This is a genomic window from Nonomuraea fuscirosea (genome assembly GCF_003001935.1).
GTDB lineage: Bacteria > Actinomycetota > Actinomycetes > Streptosporangiales > Streptosporangiaceae > Nonomuraea > Nonomuraea fuscirosea.
Genome location: NZ_PVNG01000013.1, coordinates 271009 through 295450, shown reverse-complemented (window position 1 = coordinate 295450; position 24442 = coordinate 271009). Strand labels below are relative to the sequence as shown.

Sequence of the window (24442 nt, the reverse complement as noted above, 5' to 3'; positions counted from 1 at the left end):
CTGAGCTTTCGTGAAACTTTCATCGCCCCGTCGTGCGCGATGGATCGCCTCTACCTGGCCTATCCCCAGGGGGCCGGGGCCCACCGCCGTCACCGTAAGCTAAGGCGCTCTTGACAGTACCTTTCCGGGTCATGTTCGCTACCTCCCGCCACTGCCTTCAAGGAGCTCGGCCCCGTCGGCGTTAGCGCTAACAGCGGAGAGGCGGCACCATGAACCGAGGCGGACCGCGAACGAGCCGGTACGTGGGCGTCGGCGCCGCCGTGGTGGCGCTGCTCACGGCGGGGATCACCGCGCTGGCCATGTTCCTGACGGCCACGCCGGGCGCCTCGGCCGCGGCGTTGACCGAGGTGACGGGCTTCGGCGCCAACCCCGGCGGCCTGCGGATGTACGTGTACGTCCCGGACGGGGTGGCGGCCAGACCCGGCGTGCTGGTGGCGATGCACGGCTGCAACGGCTGGGCTCCCTCCTTCCACCAGGGCACCGAGTTCGCCTCCCTCGCCGACCGGTACGGCTTCGTGGTCATCTACCCGCAGGCCAACAAGAGCGCCAACGGCCTGTCCAACTGCTTCGACGTCTGGTCCGCCGAGGCGCTGCGGCACGGCGGCGGCAGCGACCCGGTGTCGATCGTCTCCATGACGAACTACGTGCTGCAGCGCTACAACGGCGACCCGGGGCGGGTGTTCGCCACCGGCTTCTCCTCCGGCGCGATGGAGACGCTCAACCTGCTCGCCACGTACCCGGACGTGTTCCAGGCCGGAGCGCCGTTCGCGGGGGTCCCGTACGGGTGCCTCGGTCCCGCGGGCTGCGGCGACAAGACCCCGCGGCAGTGGGGCGACCTGGCCAGGGACGCCTATCCCGGCTACACCGGGCCCCGGCCGAGGGTGATGGCCTGGCACGGCACCGCGGACAACGTGCTGCCGTACACGATGCTGCAAGAAGAGACCGATCAGTGGACCGACGTGCACGGGCTGAGCCAGACCCCCACCGGCACGGACAGCCCGCAGTCCGGCTGGACGCGGCGGGTCTACGGGGCCGGGCAGGTGGAGACGTACACGATCAGCGGCGCCGGTCACGACCTGCCCCACCCCGGGATGGCCGCGCACGCCATCCGCTTCTTCGGCCTGGACGACGGCTCGTCCACCACCACGCCGACCGCGCCGCCCGCCGGGCAGATCAGGGGCGTCGGCTCCGGGCGCTGCCTGGACGTGCCAGGAGCGGCCACCGCCGACGGCACTCAGGTGCAGCTGTGGGACTGCAACGGGCGCGCCAACCAGCAGTGGGCCGCCACCGCGGCCGGTGAGCTCCGGGTCTACGGCGGCAAGTGCCTCGACGCGGCCGGCGCGGGCAACGGCGCCGGCATCCAGATCTACGCCTGCCACGGCGGCGCGAACCAGCGCTGGCGGCTGAACGCCGACGGCAGCATCACCGGCGCGCAGTCCGGGCTGTGCCTGGACGCGGTGGGCCAGGGCACCGCCAACGGCGTCCGGCTCCAGCTCTACACCTGCCACGGCGGCGCGAACCAGCGCTGGACCCGCACCTGAGCGCTCCGGCGGGTTACCGGCCCGACCCGGCCAGGTCGTGGGCCGCGCCGATCACCCGTTCCACGACCTCGGCCAGCGGCTCGGACGCGTCGACGATCGTCGCGCCACGGCGCTCGTAGATCGCTCGTAGCCGGGGGTTCCACATCAGGGATGCCGCCAGCTCCTCGGGGTGCCGGCCGAACGTGTTCGTGGTCCGGGTGGCGAGGCGGTGGCGGAGGGTGTCGTCGTCGATCACCAGGCACACGACGAGGTCGAACAGATCGCGTACGTCCGCCTCGTTCTCGACCGACCCGCACAGGAACGCGACCCGCGAGCGGGACTCGACGGCGAGTGCCTCGACCCGCTCGCGGACGATCGCCCACCCATGCCGATCGAGCCAGCCCTCGGGGACGGGGTACGGGGGGTCCGTCACCACCTCGCCCGTGTCCCGATCGACCCAGCGGCTGAAGCCGTCGTCATCGGCGTCGTACGCGGCGTACCCGCGCGTCCGCAACATTCCGCAGACCGTGGACTTACCGGTCCCCGAGTTGCCCGTCACCCACACCAACGGCATGCCGCCAGTGTAGAGACGATCACCGCGCCCCCGCGCCCCCTTATCCTGCCTTCGATGAACGGTTCCGAGGCCGCCGGCGAAGACTTCCGCGAGCATGGACGGGGTCACCGGGGCATGACCGGCCACCAGGAACGCCCCCTGCTCTTCCTCGACGTCGACGGGCCGCTCCTGCCCTTCGGCGACGGCGCGCGGTCGTCGGGCGGCGGGCTCGGCGACGGCGCGCGGCCATCGGGCGGCGGGCACCTGGCCCGGCTCGACCCGCGGGCAGGGCTTCGGCTGGCGGCGCTGCCGTGCCACCTGGTCTGGGCCACGACCTGGGAGGACCGGGCGAACACCGAGATCGCGCCCCGGCTCGGCCTGCCACGGTTGCCGGTCGTGAACTGGCCCGAGCCGTCCCCCGAGGACGAACGCGAGGACCGGTGGTTCGGGCTCTGCTGGAAGACCAGAACGCTGGTGGCGTGGGCGAGCGGGCGGCCGTTCGTGTGGATCGACGACGAGATCACCGACGCCGACCGCGCCTGGGTGTCCGCACACCACCCCGGCCGAGCCCTCCTCCATCACGTCCCGTCGGCCCGGGGTCTCACCGGCGACGACTTCAGCGCTCTCGACCACTGGTTACGAGCGGTCTGATCCGGCGGTCGCCCGGGGATTTGAGTTCGCCCATAGGCGAACTTCTAGCGTCGTCACCATGACCGACAACATCGATGGCCGGCTCCGTATCGCCGTGGTGATCGGGAGCGTGCGCACGCCCAGGATGGCCGACTCTCTCGCCGCGTGGCTGGAGCGCGAGCTCGCCGGGGTCGACTGGCTCGAACTCGACCTGATCGACCTGGCCGCCGTCTCGCTGCCGATGCACGCGATGCAGCTTGGCGGGGCGGGCGGGTCGCCGATCTCCGGGCGGCTGGCCGACGCCGACGGGTTCGTGTTTCTGACCCCTGAGTACAACCACAGTTTTCCCGCGGTGCTGAAGAACGCGATCGACTGGCACTTCACCGAGTGGGCGTACAAGCCCGTCGCCTTCGTCGCATACGGGTCCTCCGGTGGCATCAGGGCGGTGGAGCAGTTGCGCGGCGTCATGCCCGAACTGCGGGCCACCACGGTCCGGGAGGCGGTGCTGATCCCGATGGCGTGGGAGCACCTGGACGCCGGCGGCCGGTTCGTTCCGCCGCCGGGCACGGTGCAGGCGCTGCACGTGACGATGGACGAGTTGCGGACGTGGGCGAGTGCGTTGCGCTCCGTCCGGCTCCCGGATCCGGCCGGTCGGCAGTGAGCGAGCCGACCCGGCCGGGGGTGGACAAGCTGACCCGGTCGGAGGTGAGCACGCCGACCCGGCCTGCGGTGGGCGGGCTGACGCGGACGGAACTGCGGGTCGCGGTCGTGCTGGCGTTCGGTGGGTTGATGGCGGTGCTGGACGCGACGATCGTCGTGGTGGCGCTGCCGCGGCTGATGGCGGCGTTCGGCGCCTCGCTGACCTCCGTCCAGTGGATCATCACCGCGTACACGCTCGGCATGGTGACGACGATGCCGCTCGCCGCCGGGCTCGCCGCGCGCTGGGGCGCCCGGCGGGTGTACCTGGTGGCGCTGGCCGGGTTCGCGGTCGCCTCCGCCGTCGCCGGCGCGGCCGGCGACCTGGGCTGGCTGATCGGCGCGCGGGCGGCGCAGGGCCTCAGCGGCGGGCTGATGACGCCGCTGGGGATGGCGATCGGGTTCGGCGCGGTCGCCCCGGAACGGCGCGGCCGGATGGTGGCGGTCACCGGGCTGCCGCTGCTCATCGGGCCGATCCTGGGCCCGGTGCTCGGCGCGGCGCTCCTGGGTACCGGCTCGTGGCGGGCGCTGTTCTTCCTCACCGTGCCGCTGGCGCTGGCGGGAGCCGCGGGCACGCTGGCCTGGCTGCCGGCCGATCCCGCGCCGCGGCAGCGGGTCCGGCTCGACCTGCCGGGAGCGATGCTGCTGGTGCCGGGCATCGTCGCGGTGGCGTACGGGATCAGCGCGAACGACAGCGCGGCCTGGACACGGATCGCCACGGTGGCCGTCGGCGCGGTGCTGGTCGCGGCCTTCTCCGTCCGGGCGCTGACCCATCCGGAGCCGCTGCTGCGGATCCGCCTGTTCGGCGATCCGACGTTCGGCCGGGGCGCCGCGGTGCTCGCCCTGTACGCGGCCCCGTACTTCGGCTCGGCCCTGCTGATGCCCGCGTACGTGCAGACGCTGCGGCTCGACAGCGCCTCGGTCACGGCCGCGCTGATGATCCCCGGCGCGGTCGGCATGGGCCTCAGCCTCCAGGTCGCTGCCCGGCTGCTGGAACGGCTCGGCCCCCGGCTGGTCGTCGGCACCGGGCTCGGCCTCGCGATCGCGTCCGGCGTGGTCCAGGCGATCATCCTGCGGCCGGACACCCCGTACCCGCTGCTCGGCCTGCTCGGACTCGTCCAGGGAGCGGGCACCGGTGCGATCATGATGCCGACGATGTCCGGTTCCAGCAGGAATCTGCACGGCCCCGACCTGGCCTCGGGCTCGGCGTTGCTGGCGCTGGTGAGCACGATCGCCAACGGCATGGGCACCGTACTGATCAGCGCGCTGTTCACGGTGCTGACCGCCGCGACGACCGGCGGCGCGTCGCTCACCGCCCTGGCCGGGCAGGGAACGGCGGAGCGAGCCGCCCAGGCGGTCGCCGTCACCGACGCCCTGCGCTGGGCTCAGGCGGCGGCCCTCGTCCTGATGTCGCTGGCCCTGCTCGTACGGCTGCGCTCCCCGGGCCGGGCGTCGGCGATACTGGACCGGCGAGAGCCGGCGGCCGCGAGGACGAGAGGTGGGACATGACCGTCACCGACCACCCCGGATTCCAGGCGTCGCTCACGGTCGGGCAGGTGGCCAAGGCCGCCGGGGTGACGGCCAACGCCGTCCGCTTCTACGAGCGCTACGGCGTGATCAACGCCCACCGCAACAGCGGCAACGCCCGTCGCTTCACCGTCGACGCGATCTGCCGGATCAAACTCGCCCTCGCCGCGCAACGGGTGGGCATCACCCTCAAGGAGAGCGCCGAGATCCTGGCCGGCATCCCGCCCCTCTCCCGCGATCTCGACCAGTGGCTCGCCGCGGGTGAGGAACTCGTCCGGATCGGCCGTTCCCGCGTCGACCGGCTCCAGGCCACCGTGGACGAACTGGCCACCTTGGACTTCCTCCAGAACGATCCGCGCACCTGACCCTCCGCCCTCGCAGCTGACGCCCCGGCGCCCCGGCGCCGGCCGCCCGTACAACCGCGCCCGTCGCCGCGCGTACAACTGCGCTCGCCATCCCGTGTACGACCGTGCCCGCCGCCGTCCGGACGACGGCGGTGGCCTCCACCTCACCCACAGCAGAAAGCCGACATGCGTACTCTCCATGGCAAGACCGCCCTGGTCACCGGCGCCAGCAGAGGCATCGGCCGGGCCATCGCCCGGCGCCTGGCCGGTGACGGCGCCCGCGTCGCCGTCCACTACGGCGGCAACGAGAAGGCCGCCGCGGAAACCGTCGCCGCCATCGAGGCGGCCGGCGGGCAGGCCTTCGCCCTGCGGGCCGAACTGGGCACGCCCGGCGACGCCGACCGCCTGTGGGCCGCCTTCGACGCCCACGCCGGCGAGCTGGACATCCTGGTCAACAACGCCGGCATCCTCAACGACGAGCCCGGCATCGAGCACGTCACCAGAGCACAGTTCGAGCGGATCTTCGCGGTCAACGCCACCGCCCCGTTCTTCGTCACCCAGCTCGCCCTGCCCCGGCTGCGCGACGGGGGCCGGATCATCAACATCTCCACGATGCTGACCCGCGGCGCGTTCATGCCGCAGTCCATCAGCTACGCCATGTCCAAGGGCGCGCTCGACGTGCTCACCGCGACCCTCGCCAAGCAACTCGGCCCGCGCGCGATCACCGTCAACACCGTCGCGCCCGGCGTCATCGACACCGACATGCACGAGGGCCGACTCATCGGGGACGCGCTGACCTGGGTGTCGTCGCTGTCACCCCTGGGCCGCGTGGGCACCCCCGAGGACGTGGCCGGCGCGGTGGCCTTCCTGGCCCGCGACGACAGCCGCTGGGTGACCGGCCACTGGCTGGACGCCTCCGGCGGAACCCTGCTCTGACTGCGCGCCGGTGCCCTGCTCGTGCTGCCGCGACTGGGCATCCGGCCGGCCATCCTGACCTCGGCACCTGGCGAAGCAGGGTCACTGCCAGGCGGAGAGGAGGCGCTGGAACTGCTCGTTCGCCTGGATCGGGTCGAAGTCCGGCATGGCCTCGCGCATGAGCTCGTGCGTCTGGTTCTGGGCGTCGGCGCGGGCCGCCCGTACCGCCGCGAGGGTCTGTTCGGCCAGTTCCTGGCTGTTCATCCGCTTCGCCCGGGGGCCGTAGGTGACGGCGAGGACGCGGCCGTTCACGTCCACGGTCGCCTTGACCTGGCCTCCGGCCGTCTCGCCCGCTCCCACGATCTGGTCGAGGTCCTCCTGCGCCGTCTCCAGCCAGGCCAGCACCCGCTCGCCCTGGCGGGCGATCTCCTCGATGTGCTGGTCGGTGATGTCGGCGGGGTCGAACCGGGGGTGGTCGTGCACGCTGCTTCCTCCGTGCCCGACGAGCGGGCCGTACGAGATGGGGCGGGTCATCAGGGCGCGGTCATCCGAGCAGGTCGCGGGCGACCTGCTCGACCCGGCCGCGGACGAACGTCTCGTCGAGCGGCTGGGGGAGAGTGGCGGCGCCCTCGGCCGCGTCCGCGATCTCCTGCGCCTTGCGCGCCGCCTCGTCCTGCGCCGCCCGGAGCACGGCGGTCACCTCGCGGGCGAGCGCCGCCTCTTCGAGCCGCAGCGCCCTCGGGTCGATGCGCAGCCGGGTCGGCTCGCCCTCGCCGACGGCGGCCGCCTCGATCAGCCCGTCCTTGCTCCTGGCCACACCCTCAACCCGCCGCATGGCGGCCTGCGCCTCCCGGAGGTCGCGGATGACCCGCTGGCCCTGGGCGAAGTATTCGAGCAGGTATTCATCGTCGTTGTCGGGTGTGGGTGGCCGCATGTCGGACCTCCGGCGGTGAGGAGAGCGGACGGCCGACCAGTCTAGACACACCCGGCCGCGTTTTTACACGGAGATTTACGTCTCATGAACAACAAAAATCATGAAGATCCTGACAAGTGACGATATCGTGCTGCGCCATGACGGGACTCGAGATCGCCTTGGGGGCGGTGGGGCAACAGGCCACCCGGATCAGGGCCCACGGTGAGGACTACGACGCCGCGCTCTCGCCGATGAAGGAGCGCGGCGACGGGGTGTCCTCGTTCGGGGACGACGGTCTGTTCGGCATGTTCACCAGCGTGTACGCCGAGTGCCGCGCGGTGTCGATGGCCGCGCTCGACGGGCTGTCGGGGACGATCGCCGGCACCGGCGACAACCTGCACGCGGTGATGCGGAACACGCAGGAGGGCGAGGCCGCGAGCAACGAGAGCGTCCAGGCGCTCGACCGGTCATGGCTGTAGTCCTTCCCCCGGCGGCGGCCGGGATCATGCAGATGCTCGGCCCCTGGCCGAACATGAACGAGGACGAGGTCAGGGCCGAGGGGAACGCCGCGCGTACGGCGCAGTCCGGTACGGCCCCGGCTGCGGGCGGCGCCGACGCGGCGGTCCGCAACACGCAGCAGGTCTACCGTGGCCAGTCCGCCGCCGGCATGGAGACGCACTGGAACAGGACCGGCGCCCAGGGCGGCCATGTCGCGCAGGCGAACGCGGCGATGCGGGTGATGCCGGCGGCCCTGGACGGCACCGCCACCGTGGTGTCGGCGGTGAAGGTGGCAGCGGGCACGCAGGCGGTGTTCACCGCGGTCGGGGTGGCCAAGGCGCTGGCGTTCGGCGGGGCGGTCGGCGCGACCGTCGCGACGGCCCGGATCCTGGCCTCGCGCCAGGCGGTCAGGAAGATCCTGCGCGAGGGCAGCGAGGGCACCGGCAAGGTGATCGCCCCCATCGTGCGCCGCCGGGTCACCGAGCCGATGCGCCGCATCCTGGACGACCTGCGGCCCCCAGGGCCCCGCCTGGCCGCGGCCGGCCCGCGCGGCGCGGTCCCGCTGCGGCCGTCCGGCCTGCGCAACCCGACCGGCCCCCGTTCCGTCAAGGACGGCATCGCCAAGATGGGCCGCAACAACAGGCGCGGCCGGGACAACGGCAGAGGGAGCGGCGGCCGGGGTAGCGACCGGGGGAGCGGCGGTTTCTTCTCCCGCAACTCGGGCCAGGGCTCGCGCCACGACGGAAGGATCCACGGCGATCCGCCCAGCAGCGCCAAGGGCATGACCGAGGCGGAGGCCAAGAAGGCCAAGGCTATGTTGGAGAAGAGCATCAAGGCCAGGAAGGCGGAGGAGCAGAGGAAGGGCTACGAGGTCGGGCACGCCGAGCGGATCAAGAGAGAAGAGAAGGCGCTGCGCGATCTGGACGAGAGCATTCGTAAACGGCAGTACGACCAGGACCCCTACGGCGGTGGCCAGTCCAGCGGCGGCACGTACAACAGCAGCTCACAGGCCCAAGCCGACCGCTACCCTACTGACGCCGAGTGGGAGCAGCAGAAGAAGAACAGGAGGTGGTAGAGCCCATGCCGACGCAGACGGGCGAGGATCTGATCGAGCGCATCCTCGCGCATCCGGGCGACGCCGACCTCGTGGGCCCGGCGGCCAACGATCTGCTCAGCGAGCTGTACGCGGGATTCCCCGTCCAGAACCTGGTCAGGCTGCTGCACAGCGGCGACGACCGGATCCTGCCGACGGCGGCCTGGCTGCTGTCCGAGCTCACCGACCTCGCCGCGCCGCTGGTCGAGGAGTTGCCGCCGCTGCTGTCCCACCCGATCCGCAGCGTACGGTACGACGCCGTCGCGGCGGCGCTGGTGATCGCCGACGAGCGGCACGGGCCCCTCATCGCCCGGGTGATCGAGCTCAGCCACGATCCCGAGAGCGGGGTCCGCTGGAAGGCGCTCGAATTCCTGACCGAGGCGTCGATCGAGCAGCTTGAGGCGGGAGCGGCCTGCCTGCCGCCCGGGCAGCTCAAGGACCTGACCGAGTGGCTGATCCGCCAGGACGGCGACGAGCCCGACCTGACCGGCATCGTCCACCGGCTGGAGGACGGCGACGCGGTGAGCCGGCTGTTCGCGACGGCGGCCGCCGCGAGCCTGTCCGACGAGCAGGACACCAACCTGCTGGAGCACGCGGTCATGGTCGAGGAAGAGGAGATCCGCTCGTTCGCCGAGGAACGGCTGAACGAGCTGCGCGGCTCCGCCTGAGCATGCCCGCCCCGGCGCGGGGTCAGCCGGGCGCTCGGATGAACGGGAACGTCGTGCCGCTGACGCAGAAGGTCACGATCGAGCGCCTGGGGGCCGACCGCGGCTACGCCGCCCTCGCGGTGCCGTTCGAGCTCTCCCTGCCCTGCTTCCGCGACGCCCGCGCCGTTTCCGGCGTCGGCCGAGCGGGTGGTTCCGTCGCCGGGCGGCAATGGACATGCCTTTTCCCGAGGTCTGGGCTATGGTCGGCCGTATGACGGGACCGTGGAGAACACCACAAGGGTCCATCGCGCATGTCGGCGCGATGGTCCTGGTCCTGCTGTCCCTGGTCGTGGCCAGCGCCACCGCCCCGGCGAGCAACGCCGTCGCGGCGGCCGCGCAGTCCTCGGCCGCCGGCCCCGTGTGGAGCGCGGGCGGATCCGGCACCGACCTGTCCAGCCTGCCGCCGCAGGCGGGCAGCGCCCGCGAGCACCACGTGCTGTCGCTCTGGCCGCCCCTGCGCGGCGAGCGCCAGGCCGACCTCGCCCACCTGGCCCTGCTGCCGGCGCCCGGATCCGACGCGGACACGCGCCGCGATCCCCAGCAACTGGCGCACCGCACCGCGGGATCGCGCAGCCCGCCGCAGGCGTAACCGACGTCTTCCGCACCGGAGTCCGCCGCCACCAGCGCCGCGGGGTCCGGTGACGCGCGCTGCGCGCACGCTCACCTGACGCCTTGGACGGTGTCCGTCCGCAGGTGTGCCGCCGCGCCGTGAAGCCGTCACGCGGCCGTCATCCCCGGCAGGAGAAACGGGCAGGTCGTCCCTGCGTCCAGCGCCCCCACGTACGGGGCCGCTCCGGCCTGCCGCCGTTCCGCTGACGTTGTCAGGAGTCGATCATCGTCATGGCTGTTGTCGCCTCTGTCCCAGTTCATCCGCGCCGGAAGCCCGCGCATCCCGGCACCCGCCCCGCCCGGTTCCGCCTGGCAGGCGCGGGTGTCGCACGGCTCCACCCGGCCGATGCCCCTGCCGTACGGTTCCGTCCGGCGGCGCGGGGGAGTGCGGGATGAGTCCGGCTCGGCGCTTTCTGGCGCTCGACCTGGGCACCGCCCGGACGCGGTCGCTGGCCGCGGGCGGGCAAGCCATCGCCGACCGGCCGTCGGCCATCGTGCGGCGCTCGCCCGGCTCCGGCCGGACCGACGTGGCCTCGCCCATCCGGCACGGCATGGTGGCCGACCCGGGCGCCTGCCTCCGGCTGGTGCGCATGGCGGTGCAGGACACCCGCCACTACGACACCCGGCCGCTGGAGCAGGTGCTGGCCGGGGTGCCGGTGGCGGCCTCGCCCAGCGACCGGGCGGCGGTCCGGGCCGCGGTCGCCGACGTCGCCGGCTGCGAGGTGCGGCTGGTGGAAGAGCCGCTGGCAGCCGCCGTCGGCGTCGGCATCGACGTGCTCGATCCGCGTCCCTGCCTGCTGCTGGACGTCGGGGCGGGCATCGTCGAGGCCGTGGTGATCCGCGCGGGAGTCGTGACGGACGCGGCGGCACTCCAGCTCAGTGCCACGACCGGCGCGGGGCTGGCCGCGTACGCGCTGGAGAGCGTCGTCGACATGACGGCGAGCCTGCGACGCCGCCTGCCCGAGGACGCGCGCCCGGCCGCGCAAGCCAGGGGGCTGCTGGTGACGGGCGGTGGTGCGCAGCAGGAGTTGTTACTGCGCCGGCTGCGCGCCGCGCTGCGGCTGCCGGTCAGCGCGGCGCCCCAGCCGCAGCACGCCACCATCCGCGGCCTGATGCGGCTCTGCCTGCAACCGGAGCTGGCCTCCGGCCTGACCCTGTCCACCCGCTGACCGGCCGCGACGCGGGACACCTTCGCGGGCGGGGCACCTCGCCCCGCACGTACGTGACGCATACCCTTCGCAGAAAGGACCACCTGGTCATGACCGACAGTCACACGACGCCACACCTCAGCACCGTCCAGCTCCAGGCGCTCCGCCAGGACCTGGAGGAGCAGCTGGAGCAGCGGACGAGACAACTGAGCAGCCTCCGCGTCCAGGAGCAGGACGGCAGCGGCGCCGACGGCACCTGGCAGGAGCTGATCGTCTCGATCACCACCGCCGAGCGGGCCATCGCCGAGCTGTCCCAGGCCTTCGCCAGGCTGACGAACGGCGAGTACGGCCGCTGCGCCAACTGCGAGAGGGCCATCCCGTTCGAGCGGCTCAAGGTCCGGCCGCTGGCCCGTACCTGCATCGACTGCCAGCGGCGGCGCGAAGCCGCCTGACCTCACGGAAGGGGGCGGGGAGCCCCCGCCCCCTTCCGGCGACCCGGAGCTGATGATGATCACATTGGACCGTCTGGTGAACGTGCTCGGCGGCTACGGCGTGCGCCTGTGCGGCCGTCCCGAGGCGCGCACGATGTGGCTGCGCGGCGTGGCGATGCCGGAGACCGCCGACCGCCACGCCGCGGGCGACCTGCTGCTGGCCGTCGGTGCTCCCGGCCTCGGCGAGGCCGTACGGTGGGCGGCCGCGGCCAAGGCCACGGCGGTCCTGGTCCGCCCCGAGGCGGCCGCCGCCGGAGAGGAGGGAGACCTCGAACGGGAGGCCGCCGCGCTCGGCGACCGGCACGGAGTGGCCGTGCTGCTGGCCGACCCCGCCGTCTCGTGGAGCCAGCTGGCCGGCATGGTGTACGGCCTGGTGCTGGAGAGCCGCGAGACCGCCTCGGGCCGGGGCCCGACCGACCTGTTCGCCCTGGCCGACAACCTGGCCGACGTGGTCGGAGGCGCGGTCACCATCGAGGACCGGCACTCGCGGGTGCTCGCCTACTCCCGTTCCCAGGAGGGCGGCGATCCGGCCAGGCTGGAGACCATCCTCGGCCGGCGCGTCCCCGACCGGCTGCGCGAGCTGCTGCAGCGGCGGGGCGTGTTCGCGCACCTGGCGGCGACGGACGAGCCCGTGTTCGTGCCCGCCGACGCCGCGAACGGCCTGACCGGGCGGATGGTGGTGGCGGTCCGGGCCGGCCGCGAACTCCTGGGCTCGGTGTGGATCGGCTGCGCCAGTCCGCTGACCGGCGCCCACCGCCGCGCCCTGGCCGACGGCGCGCGTACCGTCGCCCTGCACCTGCTGCGCTCCCGCGCCAGCGCCGACCTCGAACGGCAGGTGGAGTCCGACCTGGTCATCCGGCTGCTGGAGGGCAGCGCCGACGCCGCGACGACGGCCAGCCGGCTGGGCCTGGCGCCGCAGGGGCTGCGCGTCATCGCCGTACGCGCCGACACCGCCGACGACCGGCACGCCGCGCTGCTGCTCGCCTTCGAGCAGGCCACCACCGGCTTCGGCTGGTCGCGGCCGGGACGCAGCGCGCTGCTCGGCGACACGCTCTACACCGTCCTGCGCGCGGAAGAGGCCGGCGCGGCCCGGCAGTGGATCACCGCGCTGCGCGCCGAACTGCCCGCCTGGGTCCGCGTCGCGGCCGGGATCGGCGCGCCCGCCGAGGTGGCGGAGCTGCCCGCCGGCCGCCAGGAGGCGGACGAGTGCCTGGCACTGCATGAGAGCGCCGCACCCGGCTCCGTCCCGCCCGCCTATGACGAGTCCTGGGACGACCTGCTGCTGCGCCGGCTCCGCGCCGCCGCGCGGACCGGCAGGACGCCCGCGCGCGGGCCGGTCAGCACGCTGCTGCGGCACGACACCTGGCACGGCACCCGTTTCGTCCCCACGCTGCGGGCCTGGCTGGAGTCCCAGGGGGACCTCACCCTGGCGGCCGAGCGCCTCCAGGTGCATCCCAACACCGTCCGCAACCGGCTGCGCAAGATGGCCGAGCTCACCCCGCTCGACCTCGACGACGCCCGCCAGCGGCTGGCCATGACGATCATGCTGGCGGCCATGGAGGACGAACTCCGGTTGTAGCCCGTCCACAACGGCGGCGCCGCGATTGTCGTCCGCCCACAACGCCGCCGGCCGCCGCCGGGGTGATGCTGTCCACGGCAGCGGTAATCACCTGGAGCGTTGGAGGACGTCATGAGCGGCAACTGGCCGCGGTCGGTGGTCGTGGTGGGCGCGGGCATCGTGGGCCTGTCGACCGCCTGGTTCCTGCAGGAGCGTGGCGTGCGGGTCGACGTGGTCGACCGCGGCGGCGTGGCGGCCGGCGCGTCCTGGGGCAACGCCGGCTGGATCGCGCCGGGCCTGGCCGTCCCGCTCAACGAGCCCGCCGTGCTGCGTTACGGCCTGCGCTCGCTGCTCAACCCGGCGGCGCCGCTGCACGTGCCCGCCAGCCTCGACCCCGGCCTGTGGGCGTTCCTGGCCCGGTTCGCCGCCAACAGCCGGTGGGCGTCGTGGACCCGCGCGGCGCGGGCCAACCTGCCGCTCAACGACGAGGCCGTCGAGGCGTACGAGGTGCTCGCCGCCAACGGCGTGTCCGCGCCCGTCGTCGCGGCGCCCATCACCGCCGCGTTCCGCACGCCGCGCCAGGCCGGTAGCCTGCTGCGCGAGCTGCGCCGGCTCCAGGACGCCGGGCAGCGGGTCGAGCACACCGTGCTCGACCGGGACCGGCTGGCCGAGCAGGTCCCGCTGGCCGGCGAGGCGCTGACGGCGGGCGTACGCCTCGACGGGCAGCGTTACGTCGACCCGGGCGCGTTCGTGCACGCCCTGGGCCAGGCCGTGATGAAGCGCGGCGCGACCGTGTACGCCGTCGAGGTCGACGAGGTGCGCACCGACGACAGGAAGGCCGTCGTCCGCTCCGCCAAGGGCACGGTGCTGTCCGCCGACGCGGTGGTGCTGGCCACCGGCGCCTGGCTGCCGCGCCTGGCCAGGCAGTGGGGCGTGCGTGTGCCGGTGCGGGCGGGCCGCGGCTACTCCTTCACCGTGCCGGTCGACCACCCGGTGCCCGGCCCGATCTACCTGCCCGACGTGCGGGTCGCCTGCACGCCGTACCGCGACGGGCTGCGGGTGGCGGGCACGATGGAGTTCCGCGACCCCGACGCCCCGCAGGTGCCCGCCCGGCTGGACGCCATCATCGCCTCCGCCGAGCCGCTGCTGCGCGGGGTGCGCTGGGAGGAGCGTACCGACGTCTGGGTCGGCCCCCGCCCCGTCACCCCGGACGGACGGCCGCTGGTCGGCGCGACGATCGCCCCCACCGTGTACGTCGCGGGCGGGCACGGCATGTGGGGCATGGCCCACGGCCCGATCACCGGCCGGCTGCTGGCCGAGCAGATCACCACCGGCAAGCAGCCCGCCGCCCTGGCCGACTTCGACCCCCTCCGCTGAGGATCCCGTCCGCGTGCACAGCGCGGCCGGCCTCCTCAGCCCTTGATGGCGCCCTGGGTGATGCCGCTGACGAAGCTGCGCTGGAAGACGAGGTACACGACGACGATCGGCGCGATGACGATCAGGCAGGCCGCCGCCAGCAGCGGGATGTCCGTCGTGTACTGGCCGACGAAGAGCCCCAGCCCGCTCGGCGCCGTACGCCGGTCCGGGTCCTGCATCATGACCAGCACCAGCATGAACTGGTTCCACGACCACATGAAGTACAGCACGGACAGCGTGGTGACCGCGGGCCACGAGATCGGCAGCAGCACCCGCGCCAGCACCACGAGATCCCTGGCGCCGTCGATGCGGGCCGCCTCGATCAGCTCCTCGGGCACGTTCGAGAAGTGCGTCTGCATCCAGTACACCCCGAACGGCATGAACAGCGCCGCCTCGGCCAGGATGACGCCCACGTACGAGTCGGTGAGGCCGACCTCGCGCAGGTTGAAGTAGAGCGCCACCACGATGACCTCGATCGGCAGCGTGAGCCCCATCACGAACGCGAACGACAACGTCCGGTGGCCCCACACCCTGAGCACCGCGAGACCGTAGCCGGCCAGCGTGGCCATCACCACCGCGAGCGGCACCACGAAGACCGCGATCAGCACGCTGGAGCGCATGAGGTTGGTGAAGTTGCCCCGCTCCCAGGCCAGCGCGAAAGTCTCCCACGACCACCGGTCGGGGATGCTCAGCCCGTCGAGCTGCGCGCCCGACGGATGCAGGGCGGCCAGCACGATGCCGGCGAAGGGCACCAAGACCATCACCGCCAGCAGGACGAGGACGCCGTACCGGAGACTGACACCGCCGCGCATGCTCAACGCTCCTCATCCCTGGTGAAGTATCGGACGGCGGAGACGACCGCGATCACGATGACGGTCAGCACGACCGCCAGGGCGCTGGCGCCGCCGATGTCGCCCTCGTTGAAGGCCAGCCGGTAGACGAGCAGGCCGGGCACGTTGGTCTGCCCCGCCGGGCCGCCGTTGGTGGTGACGAAGACGAGGTCGAAGCTGGCCAGGGCGGCGATCGTGGTGATCACGCCGGCGACCGTGATCTCCCTGCGCACCCCGGGCACGGTGACGTGCCGGAACTGCCGCAGCGCGCCCGCGCCGTCGAGCCGGGCCGCCTCGTACAGGGACGGGTCGATCTTCTGTGCGCCCGCCAGGAAGAGCATCATGCACAGGCCGCTCATGACCCACGTCCCGATGAGGCCGAGCGCGATCAGGGCCAGGCCGTAGTCGCCCAGCCAGGCGCGGGTGACGGAGGCCAGCCCGATCGCGTCGAGGAGCTGGTTGACGGCGCCGTTCTCGCTGTAGAGCCAGCGCCAGGTGATGCCGACGGCGACGAGCGGCAGGACCTGGGGGAGGAAGAAGACGATGCGGAAGAACGTCATGCCCCGGCGCACCTTGCCCATCAGCAGCGCCGTCATGAGCAGGCCGACGCCGATGGGGATGACCGAGAAGAAGACGATCAGGGCGAGGCTGTGCAGGATGGCCTCGTACAGCGCCTCATCCTGAAAGATCTTGACGTAGTTGGACAAGCCCGCCCAGACCGGCGGCAGGATGCCGTCCCAGGTGAGGAGCGACAGGCGGAGCGTGTTCAGCGCCGGCCAGATGGCGAAGCCGAGGTAGACCGCGAGCGCGGGCAGCACGTAGAGCCAGCCCCGCGCCCGCCGTCCCAGCCGGCGCGGCGGGCGGGCGGGGCCGCCGGCCGTCTCCGCGCCGCGGGCGGGAGCGGCCCGCGGCGGGGAGACGGCCGTGCTCGGCTCACGAGCCATGATGCGCTTCCCACGACTCCTGGAGGGACGTCAGGAACGCGTCGGGCGTCATCTTGCTGTTGATCAGGCCCTGGATGCCGGGAGTCAGCTTGTCGATCATGCCGGGGGAGGCGTAGTCGGGGAACGGCACGATCCCGTTGCCCTGCGCCACCGGCGCGAAGACCTTCGCGATGTCGCCGCGCAGCCCTGTGGCCCCGAGTTCGGCCTTCGTGTCGACCGGCATGAACCCGCCGTCGAACTCGATCTTCGCCGCCTCCGGCGAGCTCAGGTAGTCGAGGAACGCCGCCGCCACGTTCGGGTGCTTCGACTTCGCCGAGATCGCGTACGCCACGCTCGCGCCCGAGGCGACCTGGGCCGGCTTGTCCGCGGACGGCGTGGGCATCAGGAAGAAGCCCACGTCGTCCTTCATCTCCGTCTCCAGCGTCTGGGCGGCCCAGTTGCCGGTGATGACGAACGCGGTGTCGCCCTTGGCGAAGCCGGCCAGCGCGTCGGGGTCCGACGTGGCGCTCGCCCCTGAGGGGATGTATCCCTTCTTGGCCCAGTCGGTGATGGTCTGGGCGGCCTGCCGCGCGGCCGGGTTCACGATCGTCCCGCCCGGCTTGCCGTACACCCACGACCGGTAGGCGTCGACGTCGCCGGTCACGTTGAGCAGCGCGTTCCACAGCTGGAAGCCGCCCACCTGGAGCGCGCCCATGCTCAGCGGGGTCCGGCCGGCCTCCTTGGCCTTCGCCATCGCGGTCTCGAAGTCGGCCAGCGTCTTCGGCACCTCGGTGACGATCTTCTTGTTGTAGAAGACGCCGAGCACCGACAGGCCGCCGGGGACGGCGTACAGGCTGCCGGTGCCGAACTGCTTGGCCGACTTGTCGGAGCTGAGCACCTCCAGGCTGGCCGGCGGGAACTTCCCGCTCCAGCCGTACGCCTGGGACCACGGGCTCAGGTCGAGGATGAGACCGGCCGGGACCAGGGAGTTCATCGCGCCCGGGTTGTACTGGGCGATGTCCGGCGCCGAGTCGGACGACATCGAGAGCTTGATGGACTTGATGTAGTCGTTGAACGGCGTCATCTGGGGCTTGATGGTGACGTTCGGGTGCTTCTTGGTGAAGCCGTCGATGAGCGTCTTCGTGGGCGGGTCGTTGCTGTAGGCCAGGGTGAGCGTCACCGGGTCCTGCGGGATGGTGGTCGACACCTCGATCTTGGGCGCCGTACCTCCTCCCGAGCTGCTCGCGCCCGCGCAGGACGTCAGCGCGAACGCCGTCGTGACGCTGAGCGCCACGGCCGCCGCGCGCCTGGCCGGTCTCGTCATCCTGGGCATGACTTCTCTCCTCAATCCGGTCTCCTCAATCGGGGGCGCGTCGTGCGCGCGACGGTGCTCATGACGGGGGCGCGTCGTTCGCGTGACGGTGCTCATGACGGCCGTTCCTCACCAGGCCGAGCCCGGTCTCACCAGGCCGAACCTGGTCCGTTCGATCTCGGCCAGCGAGTGGAGCAGCGCCCCGTGGACGACGGCGTCCTGCCGCAGCGCCGAGACCTCCAGCGCCGGCTGGTCCAGCGGCTCGCCCGCCAGATGCCGCCGCAGCGCCGCGAGCAGCGGCTCGCCGCACCTGGCCAGGGGCCCGCCGATGACCACGAGCCGCGGGTCGAGGATCGCCCTGATCGCGGCGATGCCCTTGGCGAAGCGGCGGGCCACCACGTCGATCGCCTCCAGCGCCGCCGGGCTGCCCGTGACGACGGCGTCGAGCACGGCTTCGAGGGCGTGCTCGCCCATGGCCTCGATCCGGGACAGCAGCGCCTCGTCGCCGGCGCGTCCCGCCGCCGCGGCGGCCTGGCGGACGATCTCCGCGCCGCCGACCCGATCCTCGAACGGCCCCAGACCCTGCGGGGACCGGGCCGTGCCGGGCGAGTCGGCGCCGAGCAGGTCGAGGAACCCGACGTCGCCGGAGTCGTTGGACGCGCCGCGGTAGAGCTCGCCGTTCAGCACGATGCCGGCGCCGACCCGTTCGCCCCAGTGGATCATCACCAGGGAGTCCTCGCGCCGGTCCGCGTCGCGCCGCCGCTCGCCCTGCGTGGCCAGCTTGACGTCGTTGTCCAGGTAGACGGGGCAGCCGAGCGCCTGCGTCAGCCGGCGGACGAGGAGGTCGCCGGCCAGGCCGGGCATGCTCGGGATGAGTTTGATGAGGCCGGCCGCCGGGTCGACGATGCCGGGGGTGCCGACCGAGGCGAACCAGAGGCCGCCGGCTGTGATGCCCGCTGCGACTCCGGCCGTGCGCAGGGTGCCGTCCACCGTGGACAGGAGCGTCTCCACGACCTCCGCACCGCCGAGGCCGGCGGCGAGCTGCACCGCGTCGGTGGCCGTGACCGCGCCGGACAGATCCGCCACCGCCACGCGCACGTCCTGCGGGCTGATCGACACGCCGAGCACGTGACCGGCCTCGGCCCTGAACCGCACGAGCTGCGCCGGCCGCCCCGCCCGGGTGGAGTCGCGATCGACGGGGCCGAACTCGACCAGGCCCTCGGCGGCGAGCGCGTTGAGCGAGCGGGTGACCGCCTGGCGGGAGAGCCCCACCGCCTTGGCCAGCGCGGAGACGCTCATCCTGTCCTCGGTCCGCAGCCGGCGCACGACGGCGACGGAGTTGACCTCACGCATGAACTGCGTGCCTGCGGCCACGACCTGTTCCATGCTCTGTCTCCTCGCGTCCGGGTGCCGTAGGGTAATAATTATGGACCGTACGGAACTAATTAGTCGAGGGGTGTGAGCCACAGATGTCGTCAGGTGACGGCCCGGCGTGGGCGGACACCGTCCGCGGCCTGGCCCGCCGCGTGATCGGGCCCGCGGCCGAGCCGGTCCGGTTCGCCGCCCGCGACGGCGGCGAGCGCGCGTACGCCTACGAGGCCGCCGCGGGCGTGCTGACCATCGCCGCCACGGACGGGGTGAGCGCCTCGGTGGCGCTGCACCACTACCTCCGCGAGCGCTGCGGCGTCTCCGTCGGCTGGGACACGGTGCTGCCCCTCGGCCTGACGGCCCTGCCCGACGCCCCGCCGAGGGAGGGCACGGCGCGGGTCGGGGAGGGCTACTACTTCAACTTCTGCACCTTCAGCTACACGATGCCGTACTGGGACTGGGCCGACTGGGAACGCGAGATCGACTGGATGGCCCTGCACGGCATCACCATGCCGCTCGCCGTCACCGGGCACGAGGCCGTGCTGCACGCCGCCTACTCCGCGCTCGGCCTCGACGACGAGCGCATCCGCGCCTTCCTGGGCGGTCCTGGCTACCTGCCGTTCCAGTTCATGGGCTGCCTGGACGGCTTCGCCGGCCCGCTGCCCGCGTCCTGGCTGGACGGCCACCGCGAGCTCGGGGCGCGCGTCCTCGACCGCGAGCGCGCCTTCGGCATGACCCCCGTGCTCCCGGCCTTCACCGGGCACGTCCCGCCCGAGCTCGCGGCCACGGCACGGGCCGGCCGCCGCACCTGGCAGGGGTTCGAGACCTGGGTCCTCGACCCGGCCGACCCCCTGTACGAGCGGATCGGCGCCGAGATCACCCGCGCCCAGATCGAGCTCTTCGGCACCGACCACCTGTACGCCGCCGACCCGTTCATCGAGATGATCCCCATCGACGCCGACCCCGCCTTCCCCGGCGCGGTCGCGGCGGCGACGCTGGCCGGCCTCCAGGCCGCCGACCCGGACGCGGTCTGGCTCATGCAGGCCTGGCCGTTCTCCTACCAGCGGGACTTCTGGACCGAGGAGCGCGTCAACGCCTTCCTCGACGCGATCCCGGACGAGCGGATGCTCGTGGCCGACCTGTGGGCGGAGTACGACCCGCTGTGGGGCCGCTTCCGCGAGTTCTCCGGCAAGCCCTGGCTCTGGTGCGCGCTGCTCAACTTCGGCGGGCGCACCGATCCGGGGGCCGACCTGCGGAGCCTGCCGACCGGGGTGGACGGGGCCCTGGCGGCGCCGAGCCCGCCGGTGGGGATCGGCCTGTCCATGGAGGCCACCCGCAACAATCCCGTCTTCTTCGAGCTCGTCGCCGACCAGATCTGGACCGAGGTGCCCGATCTCGACGCCTGGCTCGACGCCTTCGCCGCCCAGCGGTACGGCACCGGGGGACGGTGGGCGGAGGAGCTGCGGGCGGCCTGGCACGGGCTGCTCGGGACCGTCTACGACGCGCGGGGCGTGCGGATCGCCCCCGACCAGTTCAAGGGCGTCATCACCGCCGCCCCCTCCTACGCGTGGATCCCGGACGGGCCGGCCGAGCTGCGTGCCGACGCCGCCCGCGTGCTCTGGTACCGCCCGGAGGCGCTGGCGCGGGCCTGGGAACGGCTGATCGAGGTGGCCGAGCACGACCGCGACCTGCTGGCCGGTCCGCTCGGGCACGACCTCGCCGAGGTGGGTGTGGCCTATATGGCCAGGGTCGCCGACCGCTGCCACCTCGACGCCGTCGAACGGTCGATCGAGCTGGGCGCGGCCGCCGGGCCCGAGCTCGACCGGTTCCTGCGGGTCTTCGACGACCTGGACCGGATGCTGGCCTGCCGTCCCGAGTACACCTTCCAGCACTGGGAGTCCAAGGCGCTGGCGCACGCCGCCGACGCCGCGGAGCGCGAGCTCCTGGCCGACAACGCCCGCCGCATGATCACGGTGTGGGGCACGTCGGACAACCCGCTGCTCGACGACTACGCCGGGCGGCACTGGAGCGGGCTCGTCGGCGGCTACTACCGCGACCGCTGGGCGTTGTGGGCGACCGGCCTCGACCAGGCCCTCCATCGCGACCCCGGCCGGGCTCTCTCCGGGCGTGACGCTCCGGAGGCCGAGCTGCGGGAACGGCTGCGCGAACGCGCCGAGCTCTTCCTCCGGGAGGGCCCGCCACCGGCGCCGCGCGACCTGGGCGACCTGGCCACGGAATCACGCCGCCTCTTCACCGCGTACGCGGGCCAGACCAGCCCGCTCGCCCGGCCCGCAGACCACGACCGATGAGCACGATGCCCGCGGGCCATGACCGATGAGCACCATGTTCCCTCCGGACCTCGACCGATGAGGAGCCCGATGCCTCCGCACCACGACCGATGAGGAGCCTGATGCCCGAGCCGGCCCCACCCACCGAACGCCGCAACCCGCGCACCACCGGGATCGACACCCTGGAGCCAGAAGCCGTCCTCCGGCTGCTGCTCGACGAGGACACCAGGGCCGTCGAGGCCGCCCGCGCCGCCACCGGGCCGCTCGCCCGGGCGGTGGAGGAGACGCATCTCCGGCTGACCCGCGGCGGCGACGTGCACTACTTCGGCGCCGGCGCGTCGGGACGGCTGGCGGTGCTCGACGCCACCGAGATCACGCCGACGTTCGGGGTGGCCCGTGACCTGTTCACGGCCCACTTCGCCGGCGGGCCCGGAGCGCTCACCGACCCGTCCGTCGATCGGGAGGACGCCGCGGAGCTCGGGGCCGCCGACGCCGCCGGCGCCGGGCTCGGCCAGAACAGCGTGGCCGTGGGGATCACCGCGTCGGGCACCACCCCGTACGTGGCCGGGGCGCTGCGGGCGGCCCGCGCGGCGGGCGCGCTCACCGTGCTGATCACCTGCGCCCCCGGCGCGCCGCTGCGCGAGTCGGCCGACCTTCTCGTCCTCGCGGACACCGGCGCGGAGGCGCTCACCGGCTCCACCAGGCTGAAGGCGGGCACGGCCACCAAGGTCCTGCTCAACGCGTTCTCGACGGCACTCATGATCAGAGCGGGACGTACGTACTCGAACCTCATGGTCGGGCTCGTCGCCACCAACGCCAAGCTGGAGACCCGAGCCGTGAACCTGCTCGTCGAGGCGACGGGAGAGGACGCCGAGGTCTGCCAGGCCGCCCTGGCCGAAGCCGGCGGCCGCATCCCGGAGGCGCTCGTCCGGCTGCTCACAGGCTGCCCGCCCGACCAGGCCCGGGCCGCGCTCGCCGCCCACCCCGGCGTCCGCGTGGCCGTCGCCGCCCTGGGCGGGCACGCCGGATGAGCGGCCTCGGCCTCGCGGGCGTGGACGTCGGCGGCGGCGGCATCAGAGCCCGCATCGAGACCGACGACGGGCCCGCGTACGGCGAGAACACCTCACCGGCGCCCCGCACCGGAGGCCGGGTGGACCTCGAACGACTGGCCGCCGAAATCACCACGGTCATCGAGAACGCCACCCGCGCCGGCGAGCAGAGGGACGCCGGCCGGATGACCGGCGGCCGGGCGGACATGACCCGGGGGCCGGAGCGGTTGGCCGGGATGGCCATCGGGGTGACCGGAATGCCCGGCCTGGTCAGGGAGCCCGAGCCGCTGTGGCACGCTCTGCGCGAGCGCTTCGAGCTGGGCGCGCTCGCGGTCGCGGGCGACACGGTGACCACGCACGTCGGCGCGCTCGGGTTCCGGCCGGGAGTCGTCGTCGCCGCCGGGACCGGCGTCATCACGCTGGGCACCGACCTGGCCGGCGTCTGGAACCAGTCCGACGGCTGGGGACACCTGCTCGGCGACCACGGCAGCGGCGCGTGGATCGGCATGAACGGGCTCCAGGCCGCCCTGCGCGCTCACGACGGCCGCGGCGGCGGGTCGCCCGCCCTGCTGGACCGCCTGACCGCCCGCTTCGGCCACCCCCTGGACCTGGTGGCGCTCGTCTACGAGTCGGCCTCGCCGGCCCACCACCTGGCCTCCTTCGCCCCGTCCGTGGCCGACGCCGCCCACGAGGGTGACGCGGTCGCGCGGGCCATCTGGGACGAGGCCGGACGGCAGCTCGCCCAGGCCGCCGTCGCCGCCGCGACCGGGATCGAGCCGGTCATCTCCTGGGGCGGACGCCTCTTCGACGCCGGTGATCTGCTGATGGAGCCGTTCCTGGCCACCGTACGAGCCCTGCTGCCCGAGGCTCGCCCCACACCGCCGCTGGGCACCTCGGTGGACGGGGCACTCGCCCTGGCCAGGGCCGCCGCCCGGGGCGAACTGCGTTCGCGCCACCCGTACCTCTACGTCTTCACCGCCGACCGCAGCGCGGATCGCAGCGGCACGCCCTCGCCGCGCACCCACTGATCAGCGCTACCCCGCTCATCACTCGGCGATCTCATCCACCAGTCGAGTCCAGAACGACGTCAGCTCGTCGCCGATGTAGCGCTGATAGTGGATGCGGACATGGCCGCCGCCGTCACCCGCCCGATAGACCGACACCTCCGTGTACGGCGTGCCGTCGTCGACGAAGCCCGTGTACAGGTGGGCCCAGTCGCCGCTCTGGGGCGTCCAGTCCGTGAACGCGAGCTGGGCGGCGTGGTTGCGAAGGGCGCTGAGCCACCGATCTTCCCTCGATGTTCGCATACTCCACGGTGGCAGGACAGGCACCAAGAGCAGGCAAAACACGGCCGTCCGCAACACCAGCCGCCGAAGAACGGCCCGGACGGAAGTGACCAAGGTCCCGGCCCGCGCGGGCTGTACGGCACTGCCGCGCGGGCCGCGCGCGGGGTGTGCTTGGGGTGACAGCGAAACGGTAGATCACCCCTTGGAAAGGGGGCCGTCATGGCCGCCACCATCAACAGCCCCGTCGTGAACGCCACCACCGCGACGCCCCGCCCCGCCGCCGGCTACGTCTGGGCGCTCGCCCGGATCTCGCTCGGCTGGATCTTCCTGTGGGCGTTCCTGGACAAGACCTTCGGCTGGGGCTTCGCCACCCCGGCGGCCAAGGCCTGGATCAACGGCGGCAGCCCGACCACCGGCTTCCTCAAGGGCACCGGCGAGAACGCGCTCGGCGGCCTCTTCTCGGCCCTGGCCGGACAGGCGTGGGTGGACTGGCTGTTCATGGCCGGTCTGGCCGGCGTCGGCCTGGCACTCATCCTGGGCATCGGCACCCGCATCGCGGCCGGCGCCGGCACCGCGATGCTGCTGCTCATGTGGGCCGCCGAACTGCCCCTGACCACCAACCCGTTCATGGACGACCACATCGTCTACGCCATCGTCCTCGTCGGCCTCGCCCTCACCGGCGCCGGCACCACCCTCGGCCTCGGCAACCTCCCCATCGTCCAGCGAAACGGCTGGCTGAAGTAGTGCGGATGACCCCACGCCCACCCC

General features: G+C 73.1%; 26 protein-coding genes. 18 read left to right on the top strand and 8 right to left on the bottom strand.

Annotated features, from left to right (window positions below; genetic code table 11):
• Positions 1-209: 209 nt before the first annotated feature.
• Positions 210-1541 (top strand): extracellular catalytic domain type 1 short-chain-length polyhydroxyalkanoate depolymerase, encoded by a 1332-nt coding sequence (locus B0I32_RS29570; protein ID WP_106245320.1) that lies wholly within the window; start codon positions 210-212, stop codon positions 1539-1541.
• Positions 1542-1554: 13 nt separating this feature from the next.
• On the opposite strand, the gene B0I32_RS29565 is transcribed toward B0I32_RS29570, so the two are convergent.
• The gene (locus B0I32_RS29565; RefSeq protein WP_106245319.1) at positions 1555-2094 is read right to left on the bottom strand and encodes an AAA family ATPase; all 540 of its coding nucleotides are present in this window, start codon (positions 2092-2094) and stop codon (positions 1555-1557) included.
• A gap of 54 nt (positions 2095-2148) precedes the next feature.
• On the opposite strand from B0I32_RS29565, the gene B0I32_RS29560 reads away from it, so the two are divergent.
• The 5 genes from B0I32_RS29560 to B0I32_RS29540 all read left to right on the top strand — a co-directional run bounded on the left by B0I32_RS29560 (position 2149) and on the right by B0I32_RS29540 (position 6206).
• Positions 2149-2724 carry an HAD domain-containing protein gene (locus B0I32_RS29560; protein ID WP_245956106.1) on the top strand — a complete coding sequence of 192 codons (576 nt, stop codon included), beginning with the start codon at positions 2149-2151 and terminating at the stop codon, positions 2722-2724.
• 58 nt (positions 2725-2782) lie between these two features.
• Positions 2783-3364 (top strand): NADPH-dependent FMN reductase, encoded by a 582-nt coding sequence (locus B0I32_RS29555; RefSeq protein ID WP_106245317.1) that lies wholly within the window; start codon positions 2783-2785, stop codon positions 3362-3364.
• The gene (locus B0I32_RS29550; RefSeq protein WP_219912047.1) at positions 3361-4908 is read left to right on the top strand and encodes a DHA2 family efflux MFS transporter permease subunit; all 1548 of its coding nucleotides are present in this window, start codon (positions 3361-3363) and stop codon (positions 4906-4908) included. Before B0I32_RS29555 ends, B0I32_RS29550 begins: the two co-directional genes overlap by 4 nt.
• On the top strand, positions 4905-5291 hold the full coding sequence (locus tag B0I32_RS29545) for a MerR family transcriptional regulator (RefSeq protein ID WP_106245316.1): 387 nt from the start codon (positions 4905-4907) through the stop codon (positions 5289-5291). Before B0I32_RS29550 ends, B0I32_RS29545 begins: the two co-directional genes overlap by 4 nt.
• Positions 5292-5456: 165 nt before the next feature.
• Complete coding sequence (locus B0I32_RS29540) at positions 5457-6206, top strand: SDR family oxidoreductase (RefSeq protein ID WP_106245314.1); 750 nt, start codon at positions 5457-5459, stop codon at positions 6204-6206.
• Positions 6207-6287: 81 nt separating this feature from the next.
• Here the strand turns inward: B0I32_RS29540 and B0I32_RS29535 are convergent, their stop codons facing one another.
• Both B0I32_RS29535 and B0I32_RS29530 read right to left on the bottom strand, forming a co-directional pair.
• Entirely contained in the window at positions 6288-6719 is a 432-nt protein-coding gene (locus B0I32_RS29535) for a YbaB/EbfC family nucleoid-associated protein (protein ID WP_106245313.1), read from the bottom strand.
• Positions 6720-6729: 10 nt separating this feature from the next.
• Positions 6730-7119, bottom strand: coding sequence for a YbaB/EbfC family nucleoid-associated protein (locus tag B0I32_RS29530; RefSeq protein ID WP_106245311.1), 390 nt, complete (start codon positions 7117-7119; stop codon positions 6730-6732).
• Positions 7120-7256: 137 nt separating this feature from the next.
• On the opposite strand from B0I32_RS29530, the gene B0I32_RS29525 reads away from it, so the two are divergent.
• The 8 genes from B0I32_RS29525 (at position 7257) to B0I32_RS29485 (ending at position 14579) form a co-directional block, all read left to right on the top strand.
• Entirely contained in the window at positions 7257-7577 is a 321-nt protein-coding gene (locus B0I32_RS29525) for a hypothetical protein (protein WP_106245309.1), read from the top strand.
• Positions 7568-8671, top strand: a complete 1104-nt coding sequence (locus B0I32_RS29520; RefSeq protein ID WP_146178354.1) for a WXG100-like domain-containing protein — start codon at positions 7568-7570, stop codon at positions 8669-8671. Before B0I32_RS29525 ends, B0I32_RS29520 begins: the two co-directional genes overlap by 10 nt.
• Positions 8672-8676: 5 nt before the next feature.
• Entirely contained in the window at positions 8677-9357 is a 681-nt protein-coding gene (locus B0I32_RS29515) for a HEAT repeat domain-containing protein (RefSeq protein ID WP_106245305.1), read from the top strand.
• A 250-nt stretch (positions 9358-9607) separates the two neighbouring features.
• Positions 9608-9985, top strand: coding sequence for a hypothetical protein (locus B0I32_RS29505; protein WP_146178353.1), 378 nt, complete (start codon positions 9608-9610; stop codon positions 9983-9985).
• Between the two features lie 412 nt (positions 9986-10397).
• Positions 10398-11174 carry a rod shape-determining protein gene (locus tag B0I32_RS29500; RefSeq protein ID WP_106245301.1) on the top strand — a complete coding sequence of 259 codons (777 nt, stop codon included), beginning with the start codon at positions 10398-10400 and terminating at the stop codon, positions 11172-11174.
• An 89-nt stretch (positions 11175-11263) separates the two neighbouring features.
• Positions 11264-11605 (top strand): TraR/DksA family transcriptional regulator, encoded by a 342-nt coding sequence (locus tag B0I32_RS29495; RefSeq protein ID WP_106245299.1) that lies wholly within the window; start codon positions 11264-11266, stop codon positions 11603-11605.
• A gap of 55 nt (positions 11606-11660) precedes the next feature.
• On the top strand, positions 11661-13223 hold the full coding sequence (locus B0I32_RS29490; protein WP_106245432.1) for a PucR family transcriptional regulator: 1563 nt from the start codon (positions 11661-11663) through the stop codon (positions 13221-13223).
• Positions 13224-13334: 111 nt separating this feature from the next.
• Positions 13335-14579 (top strand): NAD(P)/FAD-dependent oxidoreductase, encoded by a 1245-nt coding sequence (locus B0I32_RS29485; RefSeq protein WP_106245430.1) that lies wholly within the window; start codon positions 13335-13337, stop codon positions 14577-14579.
• Positions 14580-14614: 35 nt separating this feature from the next.
• On the opposite strand, the gene B0I32_RS29480 is transcribed toward B0I32_RS29485, so the two are convergent.
• The 4 genes from B0I32_RS29480 to B0I32_RS29465 all read right to left on the bottom strand — a co-directional run bounded on the left by B0I32_RS29480 (position 14615) and on the right by B0I32_RS29465 (position 19069).
• Positions 14615-15430, bottom strand: coding sequence for a carbohydrate ABC transporter permease (locus tag B0I32_RS29480; RefSeq protein ID WP_106245297.1), 816 nt, complete (start codon positions 15428-15430; stop codon positions 14615-14617).
• 2 nt (positions 15431-15432) lie between these two features.
• Entirely contained in the window at positions 15433-16392 is a 960-nt protein-coding gene (locus B0I32_RS29475) for a carbohydrate ABC transporter permease (RefSeq protein WP_106245295.1), read from the bottom strand.
• The gene (locus B0I32_RS29470) at positions 16382-17704 is read right to left on the bottom strand and encodes an ABC transporter substrate-binding protein (protein ID WP_106245294.1); all 1323 of its coding nucleotides are present in this window, start codon (positions 17702-17704) and stop codon (positions 16382-16384) included. The genes B0I32_RS29475 and B0I32_RS29470 overlap by 11 nt, the downstream gene beginning before the upstream one ends.
• Positions 17705-17812: 108 nt before the next feature.
• Positions 17813-19069, bottom strand: coding sequence for an ROK family transcriptional regulator (locus B0I32_RS29465; protein ID WP_106245292.1), 1257 nt, complete (start codon positions 19067-19069; stop codon positions 17813-17815).
• Between the two features lie 83 nt (positions 19070-19152).
• On the opposite strand from B0I32_RS29465, the gene B0I32_RS29460 reads away from it, so the two are divergent.
• The 3 genes from B0I32_RS29460 to B0I32_RS29450 all read left to right on the top strand — a co-directional run bounded on the left by B0I32_RS29460 (position 19153) and on the right by B0I32_RS29450 (position 23416).
• Complete coding sequence (locus B0I32_RS29460; RefSeq protein WP_106245290.1) at positions 19153-21360, top strand: alpha-N-acetylglucosaminidase; 2208 nt, start codon at positions 19153-19155, stop codon at positions 21358-21360.
• 101 nt (positions 21361-21461) lie between these two features.
• Positions 21462-22370, top strand: a complete 909-nt coding sequence (locus tag B0I32_RS29455) for an N-acetylmuramic acid 6-phosphate etherase (RefSeq protein WP_106245429.1) — start codon at positions 21462-21464, stop codon at positions 22368-22370.
• Positions 22367-23416 (top strand): N-acetylglucosamine kinase, encoded by a 1050-nt coding sequence (locus B0I32_RS29450; RefSeq protein WP_106245288.1) that lies wholly within the window; start codon positions 22367-22369, stop codon positions 23414-23416. Before B0I32_RS29455 ends, B0I32_RS29450 begins: the two co-directional genes overlap by 4 nt.
• 18 nt (positions 23417-23434) lie before the next feature.
• On the opposite strand, the gene B0I32_RS29445 is transcribed toward B0I32_RS29450, so the two are convergent.
• Positions 23435-23695, bottom strand: a complete 261-nt coding sequence (locus B0I32_RS29445; RefSeq protein WP_106245286.1) for a hypothetical protein — start codon at positions 23693-23695, stop codon at positions 23435-23437.
• Between the two features lie 198 nt (positions 23696-23893).
• Between B0I32_RS29445 and B0I32_RS29440 the strand changes: the two genes are divergently transcribed.
• The gene (locus B0I32_RS29440; RefSeq protein WP_106245285.1) at positions 23894-24418 is read left to right on the top strand and encodes a DoxX family membrane protein; all 525 of its coding nucleotides are present in this window, start codon (positions 23894-23896) and stop codon (positions 24416-24418) included.
• Positions 24419-24442 lie beyond the last annotated feature (24 nt).